The organism is Mucilaginibacter sp. L3T2-6 (assembly GCF_030519355.1).
GTDB lineage: Bacteria > Bacteroidota > Bacteroidia > Sphingobacteriales > Sphingobacteriaceae > Mucilaginibacter.
On sequence record NZ_JAUMKC010000004.1, the window covers coordinates 77,382 to 91,235 of the forward strand.

The window sequence follows — 13,854 nt, forward strand, 5'->3', positions numbered from 1 at the left end:
TCTTACCTTTGCACCCTGATGAATCAAGTTGCTAAAAAGAAGTTTTTTGAAGATGTTGCGATAATCGATATCGCCGAAGAAGGCAAGGGTGTAGGCAAAGCCGGTGACTTTGTGCTTTTTGTTGAAAAGGCCGTGCCGGGCGATGTTGCTGACATTGAAGTTTACCGCAGTAAGAAAAACTTTGGCGAGGGGAAGATCGCACAGCTGAAAAAACCTTCTGAATATCGCACACAACCTTTTTGTGAGCATTTCGGTATTTGCGGCGGCTGCAAATGGCAGCACATGACTTATGAGGCGCAGTTAAAATTTAAGCAAAAATCTGTAGCCGATGCCTTAACCAGGTTAGCAAAGATCGACATTGAAGAGATGGATGAAATTGTGGCCTCCCCTGTCGATAAATACTACCGCAACAAGCTGGAATACACCTTCAGCAATAAGCGTTGGCTATTTGATGGCGAGAACCGAAGCGACGAGGCGTTGAATATGAATGCCCTGGGATTCCATATTCCGGGCCGCTTTGATAAGATACTCGATATTAATCATTGCTGGCTGCAGGATGAGCCTTCCAACACTTTACGAAATGCCATCCGAAATTTTGCTTTGCAAAACAATTATAGCTTTTATGATTTAAAAGCTCATTCAGGCGCTTTGCGTAATTTGATCGTACGTACCTCATCAACCGGCGAGGTTATGGCGATTGTTGTGTTTGCTTATGTTGAGCAAACGCAGATAGACCAGCTAATGCAGTTTGTGGAAGATAACTTTCCGGAAATTACCTCGCTGCTGTACATCGTCAACCAAAAAAAGAACGATACCATTTTCGACCAGGAAGTAATTGCCTGGAAGGGGCCTGAATTTATCTACGAAGAGATGAATGGCATCAAGTTCAGAATCGGCCCGAAATCGTTCTATCAAACCAACTCGGTACAGGCTTTAAGATTATACGAGATAACCCGTGATTTTGCGGGCTTCACCGGCAACGAGCTGGTGTACGACCTCTATACCGGCGCGGGAACCATTGCAAACTTTATAGCCGGCCACGTGCGCGAGGTTGTAGGCGTGGAATATGTACCGGCAGCCATAGAAGACGCTAAAATAAATTCAGCCATCAACAACATCACCAATACCAAATTTTATGCGGGTGATATGAAGGATGTGCTGGTTGCAGATTTTGTAAAAGTACATGGCAAACCAGACGTAATTATCACCGACCCACCCCGCGCAGGTATGCATCCTGATGTGGTAGCCCGCCTGATGGAAATTGAATCGCCTAAAATTGTTTATGTAAGTTGCAATGCCGCCACCCAGGCCCGGGATTTGCTGGTACTAAAAGAGAAATACGATGTTATAAAAATTCAACCGGTAGACATGTTTCCGCACACGCAGCATGTGGAGAATGTGGTGTTGCTGGTTTTGAGGAACAGTTAGGCCATGGACCATAGCCGATAGACCATAGCAAAGCTGCAGAAGTCATCAAAAATTAAAACAATTAATGAAATCATCCTCAAATCGGTGAAATTATAAATTAGTGATCGGTGAAATCACAAAAAACAATAAAATGGAACCCGAAGAACTTTTAAACGAAGACCGTAATGACGGACAACCTAAGGGGCAAAGTCCGCTGATAAGTTTGGAAAAAGATCTAAAGTTTTTTAACGAATCCATCCGCGAGGTTGCCCTGGAGATCATCATGGAAGGGTTTTCTGAATATCCGATTTTCGTTGCCCATCAGCATCAAATAAACCTCGGCGAGCTGATACTTGACCGTCATGATCTAAATACAGAATGGAGCATACATGCCTCAACAATGGAAGAATTTATAGAGAAAGGGGTAATCAAGGAAATACTGAAAGAGCGCTTCATCAACAGCTACAAAAATCCGAATGAATATATGTGCGTTTTTGTGGTGGTGCCTGAAGGGGCGAATTTTGTTTATTTTCCGTACGCAAAGTAACCGCAGTTGAGACGTTGTAAAGTTGGAATGTTGAAAGCTTAATTTTACCTTTACAACGGTAACTGATGCAATAAAACAACTTGCAATCTTACAACATTATACCGACATGCCCGACAAACACCTTCTTATATTAAACCAGCAACAAATTCGGCAAAAGATCGACCGTATTGCCTACCAGATACTGGAAGACAATTTTGAGGAAGAAGAGATCATCATTGCCGGTATCTTGCCCAGCGGCGACAAAATAGCCAAACGCCTGAAAGCGATTTTGGACGATATAGCTCCGTTCAAAACCACCTTTGTAGGCATCGGGCTGGACAAACAAAGCACCAGTCTGAATGCCAACATCGGCTTCGATGTGCAGGACTGCAGCAATAAGGTGGTTATTTTGGTTGATGATGTGCTGAACAGCGGCAAAACCCTGGCATATGGCTTCGGCGTATTTCGTGATGTTCCGCTTAAGAAATTACGTACTGCGGTTTTGATTGACCGCAATCACAAACGTTTTCCGATGATCACCGACTTTGCCGGCATGGCATTATCAACCGTTTTAAAGGAGTTTGTTGATGTTGTATTAGACGAGGAAGGCCAGGAAGACGGCGTCTACCTGCGATAAGGATAACCATCCTCATATTAAAACGTAAGGGCCTGCATTCAGCGGGCCTTTACGTTTCTGCAGAGCGATGTCTGTTGCATAATTTGTGTTCGATGATCTGTACCAATCACCTGACTTCAGACCAAGTACTTTGGACTTACGGCTAAATTAACGTGCGCCTCCTTTAGGTTTCACTGCCTGCGGGCCTCCCTGTGCGCCGCCACCTCCCGGATTACCACCGCCGCCTTGCAAACCGCCGCCGTCATCAGGAATACTATTGTCCTGGTCCTGCTGTTGGTTGTTATCTCTCTTCTCCTTTCGCTTTTGAGGCAGGTTGTTTCCAAAGCGCCACGACAAAGTAAATATCGCAGTCCGTGTTGCCCACCTGCGTTCGCTTACCTGGTTACTGGCCAGGTATGGGGTGTTATAATTTATATCGGAGCGAAATCTGCGGGTGTTAAAAATGTCGCGCACGTTACCGCTCAGGCTTACTGTTTTGGTGATATCGTACTTTAGACCGCCATCCATGGCATACATAGCCCGCATTTTACCCTGGGGTATCACCTGTGGAGCCTGGTAATCTCCGCGTAATTGAATACCGAGTTTTTTAAATGGCCGTATATTAGCAGTAAGGTTACCGTTCCAGGCATAACCACTGGTTGTAGCCAAATTCAACGCCGCATCCCCGTCGAGGTGCCGGTAATAAATATTCAAATTACCGGTTAAATCCAGTGTCGGGCTGGGGCTTAGCTTGGCAATCAGCTCATAACCTGCGTTTGAAGCACTTTTAATGTTTTCAAAGGTTGTAAGCGTAGTATCCAGGTTTGTTGGCGTAAGCGGTGTGGTGATGCGCTGTATCACCCCATTGGTACGCCTGTAATACAGCGATGATGTCAGCGTCAGGCTTTTCCAGTAATTAATATAGCTTAACTCGAACGAGTGCGTATCTTCCGGACGCAGGTCGGGGTTACCCTGCTGATAATTCAGCTTATCGCTTTGGTCGAGGAACGGAGATAGCTGCCGGTCGCGCGGACGCTGTACGCGGCGTGTATAGCTTAATTGCAGCGTTTGGTTTTCGCTCAGCTTATCACTTAAAAATATGCTTGGATAAAGACGAAGATAATCCTGCTTGTGGTTCTGAACGGCAGCATCCATTAACGTTGTTCGGATATGCGAATCCTCCAAACGCAACCCTGCCTGCACGCCGAAGTTGCCAAATTGGTGCTGAAAACTGGTATAAGCCGCATTGATATTTTCCTTATAAATAAAGTGGTTGCTCAAAAATGAATTGTAGTCGAAATAGCCGGTCGTATTGTTTAATGTATCTGCAATATAATTATCGTCACTTTGGTTAATCTGGCTGCGTATGCCCGCTTCAAATTTACCATTCTTAAGGGGATCAGTAAAATCAGCCTGGAAATTCCAGTCGTGCTCACGGCCGATACTGGTATTGTTCTGGCGTGTGTATAGGCTTGAGGCAGGATTAAACACATCATATTGACTGATCAAATCATCAAAACCGTCATTCTTATCTTTCGAATAATTGATGTTTGCGCTCAGTTCCTCGCCCTTCTTTTTGTATTTATGATTGAAATCGAGGTTGAGGTCAAGATTCGTTCCGCTGCCTGTAGAGTTATTAGCCTGGGTTATCCGCTGCAATAAATTTCCATTTTGCGTAATGGTAGTTAAACCGGATGATACACGGTCACGATTGCGGATGTTGATATTGTTTGAAAAACCTAAAGTTGTTTTAGGGTCAAGATTAATATCGATACCGCTGCGTATATTCTGTCCCCTGAAAGTAAACTGCTGGTCGTTGATCTGATTCTGAAATTGGTTAATCGAATCGGCTATGGTAGTTTTATTGCTAAAGCCATTGCCTATACGCGTACCCTTGCGATAACTGTAATTAGCATATACGTTAACTGCCTTATTCTGGTAGGCTATGTTAAAGTTGCCATTGTAAGTATTTTGCGTGCCAACCGATGCCGATGCGGAGCCGGTAAAACCCTTCTGTGCATTCTTTTTTAATATGATATTGATGATACCCGATTGTCCCTCAGCATCGTATTTTGATGATGGATTGGTAATTACCTCAATGGTTTCGATTGAACTCGCCGGGATAGACTGCAATATATCAGCAATATTACCGCCCGTTAAGGCTGAAGCCTTGCCATTGATCAGTACTTTAACACTGGTTGATCCCCGCAGGCTCAGGTTACCATCTACGTCTACCTGGACGGATGGCACATTGCTCAGTAAATCGGTAGCCGACCCACCCTGGCTAACCAGGCTTTGCTCAACGTTAAATGACTTTTTATCAATACCGAGCTGTATCTGGCTTTTTTGAGCGGTTACAGTAACTTCCTTTAAAACACCTTTGGCCTGGCTCATTTTAATTTCGCCAAGATTGACAGTCCGTCTTCCCGGAGCGATACGTAAAGTATCCCTCAAAAAAGATAAATAGCTCACATAAGTTGCCCTGAACTGATAAACGCCATCCTCGATACCCGATAACGAAAAATTACCCTGAAGATCGGTCTGCATGGCTTTTACTGTATGATTGTCGGATTTACGGACTACAGAAACCGTGGCCAGTTCAAGCGGCTGATTGTTGGCTGCGTCAACCAGCCTCCCCGAAATAGTACCGCCAGCCGTCGTTTGCTGCGCTTTTACTAATGAAAACGAGGATATTATAAAGACAAAAAGTAATGTCCTGATTAGTTTGGGGCTCATGCCGCAAAAATCACCTTTTTAGGTTTTATACAACAATGATGCTTGTAACTTTATTGATGGGTTTTAGTAATATTTTGGTGACGGTGGACAGAATTAGTCATTAGTGATAGTCGGAAGCAGCAGTTCTTTTAAGCGCAAAATGTCTTAAGAATTTAACCTTACACGCTAAATGTATTTATATTATTGCAGGGGCGCACCCGCATACGCCCTCAAAAAGCTGCGGATAAAAATTGTCTGTATTGCTGCTTTATAGCAGAGGGCGTATGCGATACGCCCCCTGCGTTAATATTATAACAAACCTTGCGCTATAATTTTTTCACCGCTGCCAAAATATCTTCAGTTTTTGGTTCTTTGGCGATGTATTTTACGGGCTTACCGGCTTTATTGTAAAATGCGAGGTAGGGTGTAGTCGCTACATGGTAAAACTGCTGTACTTTGTAAGTATATCCCTCGGTACCGATAGTGAAGTTTGGATATTTATCGATCCCATAATCGCGGGCAAAGGTTTTCATCGCTTTTATCGCCTGGTTGGTCACGAATGTAATCATGATAACCTGTACGTTTTTAAACTCCTTCAGGTGCGGTTTTAGCTCAAACATCATCCGCTGGCAGTGGCTGCAATCAGGCGCAAAGTAAATTATCACAGTACCCTTATCTTTTTTAAGATTGGCGGGAGTAACATATACGCTATCGGTCGTTAATATTTTATATTCCGGGATATAAGCAGGGGGTACAAACTGCTGGGGTTGTGTTTGTGCATTGGTGCAGGCTACAGCTGCTAAAAGGCATACAAATAATACTAATTTCTTCATTGTGTTTAACTGCGGGTAATTCGTGGGCATATATACGATATTTTTATTTTTCAAGCAATTCTAATTGCCAGGCGATATGCTCCTCTGTTACGGGATATAACGCATTATCCCGGATTGTATGATACACGGCGGTAAATAAACCGTTATAATCTCCTTTCGGAGGCCTTAAATATTCGATTGTCTTTTGGTTATCCAGCCCAATGATTACCAGCTTGCCATCACAGCCTTCAGGTTCAATGCCATAGGCTGGATCAGTTGGCAGCATGCCTGCATCGAGCTGAGCTTCCTGCACGTCGTCCCGGCCCTTAACAAAACTGCCCAGGGTACCATGCACCACAAATCCGGGTAAATGTTCTGCAATAAGCAAACCGGATGTAAGGTAAACATTTAGCTGGTTCGGGTATTTCAGGTGATAATTAAAATAGTCCGGCACTTCGGAACCTTCACGGTAGATACCTGTAGTTTTGTAAAACTCCAAGGGTCTGCCAAACAGCGCGATAATGTTATCAATCAGGTGCGGGCCCAGGTCGTATACAAGGCCGTTGGCGGCATTTGCCTTTTTTTCTTTAAAAGATTTGACACCGATAGCGGCTTTATAACGGTCCATGCGCATGTGCACTTCGATCAACTCACCCAAACGGCCGCTTTCAATAATTTCTTTAGTTTGCAAAAAGCCACTATCCCATCTGCGATTTTGGTAGATGAGGAGGTGCAGGTTCTTCTCCCGGGCCAGATCAAACATGGCTTTAACCTCTGCACCTGTTGCAGCTGCAGGCTTTTCGAGCAATACGTGTTTGCCGGCGTTTAGCGCCCGCATCGTTAGATCAAAGTGCGTATTGTTCGGTGTATTCACCACTACCAGTTCGATTTCATCGTCAGCCAGTAATTCGTCAATCGAATTTAAGCTGATTATATCCGGGTAGCGAGCCTTAGCCTTTTTCTCGTGGCGCTCAACAACGGCCTTTAGCCTAAAGCCGGGATTAGTAGTTAAGAACGGCGCATGAAATATGCGGCCGGACATTCCGTAGGCCATAAGGCCAGTTATTATTGGTTTTGACATAGGTTTTATAAAAATTATCGTCTATGTCGTTTCGAACGAGGGTGAGAAAAATCCGAAACCCTGCATGGCGGATTATTTATGTTGCAAAAGTTTTCTCCCCGTTCCCCGTCGAAATGACAAATCCATATAAATTCGAAATCAATCGCTCTCTCCTATCGGACTTCCGTCAGGCATCCCTACCGGCTCTGCCGGCTTAAACTGCCCGGGATTTTTCTCAAATGCAGCTATCTGCGATAAGCCGAACACCAGGTTAGCCTTTTGGTTTGTTTGGGCGTTTTTTACGGCGCCCTGCATCCATGTTTTCAAGCCGTTTATTTCCATCATGGTAATACCACGGACACTCTCGACAGCGTGACTATCTGCGGCAAGCGTTAGTAACTGCTTAAGTGTAAGATTATTCACCAGCCTTTGTAACTCGCCGTTATAACCGTTTTGCTGCGGCGCTTTCCAGGTCTGGGCTATCAGCTTGTCCTCAATTGCTATCAATCCAGGTTGTGTATTATCACGCGAATGATATTCAACCAGCCTTGCCGCCCGTTCCGGATGCAGCATAAACTGCAATGTCGTCCCAGCAGCACCTTCAGCAGCGGCCATCGGGTCAAAAGTTAACCCTGTGCGTGATTTAAACAGCTCACGCGTTCTTGGGTAACCGTCTGGCCTCGGCGGAATCTTTTCTATCAGCTTTTCGGGCAAAGCCAAAGTAGCCGGGCTGATAGTTTGCATCAGCGCATTAAATGCTTTCCATTGTTCGGCCGCAGGAATAAACCGGGTTGTTGGCTGCCCGTCATTCTTAATTGCATAGGTGTAATAAATGCCACCCAGCATTTTAGACGCGGCTTCTACCTGGTAGCGGTGCATCAGGTAAACCGGCACCAGTACTTCTTCAAGAGTGGCCATAGGCGCATCCTGACGAATGGATTTTTCAGAGAAATTGTTCAAAATTTTCCTTCGGATATCCAGCAAACGGTTCAGTTCATCAGCTGCATTTTTGCCGTTATCCCAAAGATGGGCTAAAGGATGCGCGCCGCCGGCCGGACGTGCGTCCTCGTCAGTGATAAACAGTTGGCCCTGCTTCAGTGTTTCCGTCAAAATCTCTTTTAAGGCTTTGTCTTCATCTGCACCTGCCGGAAAATCCTGGTAGCCATATAAAATAGCCCGCTTGTCCCAGCTACCAATTTCGGTAGTATAGGCCGACGACAAATCCACCGTTCCGTCCTGAGCTAAGGTAAACACAGGCGGCGGGTAGTCCATAACGGATGCACGGTTATTTACGCTGGCTGCAAAATTATGCTGCAAGCCAAGCGTATGGCCAACTTCGTGCGCGGCCAGCTGGTGCAGGCGGGCGATGGCCATTTTCATCATCTTATCGCTAACCGGTTTACCATCTTCGTAAGGCTGTACCAAACCCTCGGCGATCAGGAAGTCTTGCCTGTCGCGTAATGAACCCAATGAAACCTGTCCTTTAATTATTTCGCCTGTACGCGGATCGTTGATAGAAGCGCCGTATGACCAGCCCCTTGTTGAGCGGTGTACCCATTGGATAATATTATAGCGTATATCCATAGGGTCAGCATCTTCCGGCAGCAGCTTTACCTGGAACGCATTTTTATAACCGGCAGCCTCAAATGCCTGGTTCCACCACGACGCGCCTTCCATTAGCGCAGTACGTACGGGCTCAGGTGCGCCCCGGTCAACGTAATAAACTATTGGCTTTACCGCTTCGCTCATGGCAGCAGTTGGATCTTTCTTTTGCAGACGATGCCGGCTTAATAGCCTTTTAACAATAGGTTGGTCTATAGGTGTGGCGTAATCCATATAGTCTACATCATAAAAGCCGGAGCGCGGGTCGAATTTTCGGATTTTATAATTATTGTCAGGCAGCCTGATAAACGAGTGATGCATGCGCACGGTAACCGCGTTAGGGTCTGGCGTTACCGAACTGATTTCACTGCCGCGGCCGGGGCCGGCGATAGTTATTGTAGCCTCAAATTCAGAGTTGTCCGGAAAATCCTTCGTATTATCCAAATAAACTGCCGAGCGCGACTCATCCAGGCTATAAGAACCCTGGCCGCTTAGTTTTTCTGCAAGATGATGAGCATCGCGAAGCAAAAAAGGGGTAAAATCAATAAGCGCCTTATTGCCCTCTATCGCCTCTGCTTTAAAGCCCCATATCACCGACTGCGCAAAAGCTTCCTCAACAGATTTCCGCTCATCAGGATTGTTGCTTATGGCGCGATAGCTATAATTAGGTTGTACCAGTAATATCTTAGGGCCGCTTCTTACAAATTTTACGATACGGCTGTCGCCGATCTGGCCGCGATCGAGGCCTAAGTCATTTGAACCAACGCCGGCCGGAAGGGAATTCACATACAAGAACTCTGTATTCAACTTGTCCACCTCCAATAATATGCGTCCTGTGTTTTCATCCCAGTAAAAGTTAAAGTAGCCTTTGTAAGGAGTTAATCCCTTAGTTGCAGTACTGATGCCGGCAGATTTCTGAGCTGTTGCAACGGTCAATAAATTAACTGAGAGTAGAATCAACAGGTAAATTTTTTTCATATTAAGCTATTGGAATGTTCAGCCTAATGTATTAATTTTAATTAAAATTACCCAATAAGGTGATAAGATTGGGTAATCTGCCTTACACCTGTAATATCTCTAACAATTATTACCTGATGCAATTAATTCTTAAAAGGAATATAACCTTTTATTTTTTCTTGCGTATAAAGTATATCAGAATTTACCAATATGGAATTTAACAGCAGAGCAGTTAGTATATTACTTGTTGATGATGACGAGATTAACAATTTCATCTCTATCAAGTTAATAAAAAAAGCGCTTGTAAATACCGAAATAATGGCATGCCTTAATGGGAAATATGCCATTGACCAACTGATGGAATTACAAAAAGCCGATCCGGAAAAGCTGCCTGATTATATCCTTTTGGATATAAACATGCCTATAATGAATGGGTGGGAATTTTTGGATGAGTTTAAGCGCCTGAACATTGACCCACAGGGCAAATGCAAAATTTATATTATTTCATCCTCGGTATTCAGTAACGATATCAATAAGGCGCGTTCGTACCCGCTGGTTAAAGACTTTATTTCGAAACCGTTAAATGTTGAAAAAATTGTCGAGCTGTTTAAAGTGGAAGACCCTGCTTAAGCGGGCGTAACCATAAAATGCTCCCCGTTATAATTAACCTTACCAACGCACAGCGATTTTGCATGATAAAATAAGCAGGTCCAACCTTCGGCTGCTGCTATTTTGCCGTACTGTTCCCTCAGCTGCATTGCCTTCCTTCCATCGTAATCGTATTTCGCAATAAATTTTCTGATAAGCTGTTCTGGTTCAGGTAATTCGTCTCCGCCAAAAAAGCATTTTCCGCTACTGTCTTCAATCCAAATCACCATGTGGTATGGTGAATGGCCGCCTGAATGTTCAAACCTTATTCCGGGGTTAAATTCGCCGCTGCCTTCAACAAGCGTCAAATCAATTTTGCCGGACAGTGCTTCGAATATTTCTTTATGATAAGATGATGAGCCGCCTGCAAGCCCCCTTTCCCATTCCTGTTTTGCAATAATATGTTTGGCCTGGGGAAAACTCGGCGTCAGCCTGCCGCTACGCTCAACCACCAGTCCCCCGGAATGGTCATAATGCAGATGCGACATGATAACCAGCGTCACCTCGTCCGGGTCGAAACCGGCATTGCGGATATGCTGATGCAAAAACAGCTCATCCCGGGTGTCCTTATAGCCAAGTCCGGTATCGAGCAAAATCAAATCCGTATCCGTTTGAACCAAAAAGGGATTTACATGGATAAAAAGTGAGGCGGGTCTGTCTTTTGGATTATCAATCTCCGGGTTGAAAGGGATAAACTTTTTGGATGCATCAACGGAATATGAGCCTTCGGCCAGGGGGAATATGTTCATAGGTGCGAATGTTTAACAGGATTACCGGGCAGGCTGATTTTATCTCACGCTCATATCCCACATCTCAAATCTAACCTCTATCTTTACTGTTTTTTAAGCCGCAAAGATATGAATAAACGATGGGTGGTACGCGATAATCCTGATCATGACGATGTCAGGAATCTGGCCGCCGCGTTGAATATCGACACGATATTAAGTACATTGCTGATACACAGGGGAATTAAGACTTTTGAAGACGCCCGTCTTTTTTTTCGCCCTGATAGCCGGCATTTGCACGATCCTTTCCTGATGGCCGGAATGGAGCAGGCTGTTCTTCGTATTGAAGGCGCTATGGCTGCCGGCGAAAAGATTTTAATTTATGGCGATTATGACGTTGACGGTACAACCGCAGTTTCGTTGGTTTATAGTTTCTTTAACAAATATTACGATAAGCTCGATTATTATATCCCGGACAGGTACCTGGAAGGCTACGGAATTTCTGCAAAAGGAATTGATTATGCGGCCGACAATAATTTCACGCTGATTATTGCGCTGGATTGCGGCATAAAATCGGTCGACAAAGTTGCTTATGGCAGCACCAGGGGCATAGATTTTATAATCTGCGACCACCACTTGCCTGGTGACGAGTTGCCTGCCGCAGTTGCCATCCTCGACCCCAAACAGGCACATTGCGAATATCCTTATAAGGAACTTTCGGGCTGCTGCATTGGGTTTAAGCTGATACAGGCTTACGCCGAAAAGAACGACATACCCTTCAGCGAAATAGAATGTTACCTGGATCTGGTAGCCATCAGCATTGCCTGTGATATTGTGCACATAACCGGAGAAAACCGTGTGCTGGCACATCTGGGCCTGCAAAAAATTAACAATGACCCTTGCATGGGTGTAAAAATGCTGATGGAAGTTGCCGGGCGCGGGAAACATTATACCATATCAGATGTAGTTTTCCTTCTGGGACCACGCATAAATGCAGCCGGCCGGATAGACCATGCAAGGCATGCAGTAGAACTGCTGATTAATACCGGGCTCGAAGCCGCCGCCGAGAAAAGCGAGCTGATAAATACCCATAACACCGAGCGCAAGGGCCATGACCTGCAGATAACCGAGGAAGCTCTTGCGATGATAGAGGCAGACGATGAGCTGATTACCCGGAAATCAACAGTAGTATTTAACGAGCAGTGGAATAAAGGAGTTATCGGCATTGTTGCATCGCGACTTACGGAAAAGTATTACAGGCCAACCATCGTATTAACGCGCTCTAATGGTCATGTGGCGGGCTCTGCAAGGTCTGTAGCCGGATTTGATTTGTACGAGGCGCTTTGCGGATGCAGCGATCTGCTTATCCAGTTTGGCGGCCACCGGTATGCAGCAGGGCTCACCATGCATCCCGAAAATCTGCCGGCCTTCATTAACCGGTTTGAAGAGGTGGTGAGTGCTACAATAAAACCTGAGCAATTAATACAGCAAATACAAATTGATGCAGAATTACGTTTAAGCCAGTTAGATGCCAAGTTCTTCAGGGTTTTAAAGCAATTTGCGCCGTTCGGACCGGAAAATATGGCGCCGGTATTCCTCAGCAAAAACGTGTATGTTTGCGGAGTACCGAACATTGTAGGCCAGAATCATGTAAAGATGACAGTGATGCAGGACGATTCGGCCATGTTTGACTGTATTGCCTTCGGACACGGTGAATATGTACCCAAAATGGCAAACGGCGCCCGCTTCGATATGTGTTATACCATAGAAGAGAACGTTTGGAAGGAGCGGCGCACAATACAGTTGAATGTGAAGGGGATAAGGTTTAGTGAGCAGAGATTAGCTGACTAGAGATTAGTTTTGATTGAGTCAATAGACCCATGGACAACAGACCATGGTAAAAAGGATCTGTGAAATCAAACAAAATTATCAAAATCACAAAAACATAAACGGTGAAATCATCTTTAAGCCGGTGGAGTCATAAAGTAAAATGATATTAAGAGCAGAAAACCTATTAAAAAGATATAAACAGCGGACGGTTGTAAACGATGTGAGCTTTAACGTGGAGCAAGGAGAAATTGTGGGGCTGCTGGGGCCGAACGGCGCCGGTAAAACCACTTCGTTTTATATGATTGTGGGCCTGATCAAACCTAATGAGGGTAAGGTTTTTTTGGATGATGAAGACATTACCGACGACCCGATGTACCGCCGAGCGCAAAAGGGCATCGGCTATCTCGCGCAGGAAGCTTCTGTTTTTCGCAAACTTTCTGTAGAAGATAATATCAAAGCCGTGCTCGAGATGGGCAATATGCCGAAAGAACGGCAAAAAGATAAGCTGGAAGAGCTGATCGATGAGTTCAGCCTGCATAAAGTACGCCGTAACCGCGGCGACCTGCTTTCAGGCGGAGAGCGACGCCGTACCGAAATTGCCCGCGCACTTGCAGCAGAGCCAAATTTTATATTGCTGGATGAGCCGTTCGCCGGGGTAGACCCTATTGCAGTAGAGGAAATCCAGACCATGGTTGCCAAGTTGCGCACCCGCAATATCGGCATCCTGATAACCGACCACAATGTACAGGAAACCCTTTCGATAACCGACAGGGCTTATTTGCTTTTCGAAGGTAAACTGCTTGAATCGGGCGTTCCCGAAGTGCTTGCCGCTAACGAGATGGTACGAAAAGTTTACCTGGGCACAAATTTTGTTTTGAAAAGAAAGGTGTTTAAGTTTGATGAAAAGAAGGTCGTGAATGGTGAATAGCGATTGGAGAGTGGCTAGCCTGTCTTTA

At 45.1% G+C, this 13,854-nt stretch carries 11 protein-coding genes; 6 read left to right on the forward strand and 5 right to left on the reverse strand.

Features of this window, described 5'->3' with window-relative positions; genetic code table 11:
* The first annotated feature begins 18 nt into the window (after positions 1–18).
* From rlmD to Q3W13_RS06300, 3 genes are all read left to right on the forward strand, one after another.
* Positions 19–1,428, forward strand: a complete 1,410-nt coding sequence (gene rlmD, locus Q3W13_RS06290) for a 23S rRNA (uracil(1939)-C(5))-methyltransferase RlmD (RefSeq protein ID WP_302862201.1) — start codon at positions 19–21, stop codon at positions 1,426–1,428.
* Between the two features lie 130 nt (positions 1,429–1,558).
* On the forward strand, positions 1,559–1,954 hold the full coding sequence (locus Q3W13_RS06295) for a hypothetical protein (protein WP_302862203.1): 396 nt from the start codon (positions 1,559–1,561) through the stop codon (positions 1,952–1,954).
* A 106-nt stretch (positions 1,955–2,060) separates the two neighbouring features.
* Positions 2,061–2,570, forward strand: a complete 510-nt coding sequence (locus Q3W13_RS06300; RefSeq protein WP_302862205.1) for a phosphoribosyltransferase family protein — start codon at positions 2,061–2,063, stop codon at positions 2,568–2,570.
* A gap of 147 nt (positions 2,571–2,717) precedes the next feature.
* On the opposite strand, the gene Q3W13_RS06305 is transcribed toward Q3W13_RS06300, so the two are convergent.
* From Q3W13_RS06305 to Q3W13_RS06320, 4 genes are all read right to left on the reverse strand, one after another.
* Positions 2,718–5,285, reverse strand: coding sequence for a TonB-dependent receptor (locus Q3W13_RS06305; protein ID WP_302862206.1), 2,568 nt, complete (start codon positions 5,283–5,285; stop codon positions 2,718–2,720).
* Positions 5,286–5,590: 305 nt separating this feature from the next.
* Positions 5,591–6,097 (reverse strand): thioredoxin domain-containing protein, encoded by a 507-nt coding sequence (locus tag Q3W13_RS06310; protein ID WP_302862208.1) that lies wholly within the window; start codon positions 6,095–6,097, stop codon positions 5,591–5,593.
* 43 nt (positions 6,098–6,140) lie between these two features.
* Positions 6,141–7,157, reverse strand: coding sequence for a Gfo/Idh/MocA family oxidoreductase (locus Q3W13_RS06315; protein WP_302862211.1), 1,017 nt, complete (start codon positions 7,155–7,157; stop codon positions 6,141–6,143).
* 138 nt (positions 7,158–7,295) lie between these two features.
* Complete coding sequence (locus tag Q3W13_RS06320; protein ID WP_302862214.1) at positions 7,296–9,716, reverse strand: zinc-dependent metalloprotease; 2,421 nt, start codon at positions 9,714–9,716, stop codon at positions 7,296–7,298.
* A 189-nt stretch (positions 9,717–9,905) separates the two neighbouring features.
* Here Q3W13_RS06320 and Q3W13_RS06325 point away from each other — a divergent pair, with 189 nt between their 5' ends.
* Positions 9,906–10,325 carry a response regulator gene (locus Q3W13_RS06325; protein ID WP_302862216.1) on the forward strand — a complete coding sequence of 140 codons (420 nt, stop codon included), beginning with the start codon at positions 9,906–9,908 and terminating at the stop codon, positions 10,323–10,325.
* On the opposite strand, the gene Q3W13_RS06330 is transcribed toward Q3W13_RS06325, so the two are convergent.
* A complete protein-coding gene (locus Q3W13_RS06330) occupies positions 10,322–11,092 on the reverse strand; it encodes an MBL fold metallo-hydrolase (RefSeq protein WP_302862219.1) in 771 nt (256 codons plus the stop codon). The genes Q3W13_RS06325 and Q3W13_RS06330 overlap by 4 nt on opposite strands.
* Before the next feature lie 108 nt (positions 11,093–11,200).
* On the opposite strand from Q3W13_RS06330, the gene recJ reads away from it, so the two are divergent.
* Together recJ and lptB are read left to right on the forward strand one after the other, a co-directional pair.
* On the forward strand, positions 11,201–12,919 hold the full coding sequence (gene recJ / locus Q3W13_RS06335) for a single-stranded-DNA-specific exonuclease RecJ (protein WP_302862221.1): 1,719 nt from the start codon (positions 11,201–11,203) through the stop codon (positions 12,917–12,919).
* A 139-nt stretch (positions 12,920–13,058) separates the two neighbouring features.
* The gene (lptB, locus tag Q3W13_RS06340; RefSeq protein WP_302862223.1) at positions 13,059–13,826 is read left to right on the forward strand and encodes an LPS export ABC transporter ATP-binding protein; all 768 of its coding nucleotides are present in this window, start codon (positions 13,059–13,061) and stop codon (positions 13,824–13,826) included.
* The last annotated feature ends 28 nt before the right edge of the window (positions 13,827–13,854 follow it).

What these genes read in the sequence shown, in the direction of transcription:
- rlmD (WP_302862201.1), top strand. Translation starts at nt 19, where the DNA reads ATGAATCAAGTTGCTAAAAAGAAGTTTTTTGAAGATGTTGCGATAATC.
- Q3W13_RS06295 (WP_302862203.1), top strand. Translation starts at nt 1,559, where the DNA reads ATGGAACCCGAAGAACTTTTAAACGAAGACCGTAATGACGGACAACCT.
- Q3W13_RS06300 (WP_302862205.1), top strand. Translation starts at nt 2,061, where the DNA reads ATGCCCGACAAACACCTTCTTATATTAAACCAGCAACAAATTCGGCAA.
- Q3W13_RS06305 (WP_302862206.1), bottom strand. Translation starts at nt 5,285, where the DNA reads ATGAGCCCCAAACTAATCAGGACATTACTTTTTGTCTTTATAATATCC.
- Q3W13_RS06310 (WP_302862208.1), bottom strand. Translation starts at nt 6,097, where the DNA reads ATGAAGAAATTAGTATTATTTGTATGCCTTTTAGCAGCTGTAGCCTGC.
- Q3W13_RS06315 (WP_302862211.1), bottom strand. Translation starts at nt 7,157, where the DNA reads ATGTCAAAACCAATAATAACTGGCCTTATGGCCTACGGAATGTCCGGC.
- Q3W13_RS06320 (WP_302862214.1), bottom strand. Translation starts at nt 9,716, where the DNA reads ATGAAAAAAATTTACCTGTTGATTCTACTCTCAGTTAATTTATTGACC.
- Q3W13_RS06325 (WP_302862216.1), top strand. Translation starts at nt 9,906, where the DNA reads ATGGAATTTAACAGCAGAGCAGTTAGTATATTACTTGTTGATGATGAC.
- Q3W13_RS06330 (WP_302862219.1), bottom strand. Translation starts at nt 11,092, where the DNA reads ATGAACATATTCCCCCTGGCCGAAGGCTCATATTCCGTTGATGCATCC.
- recJ (WP_302862221.1), top strand. Translation starts at nt 11,201, where the DNA reads ATGAATAAACGATGGGTGGTACGCGATAATCCTGATCATGACGATGTC.
- lptB (WP_302862223.1), top strand. Translation starts at nt 13,059, where the DNA reads ATGATATTAAGAGCAGAAAACCTATTAAAAAGATATAAACAGCGGACG.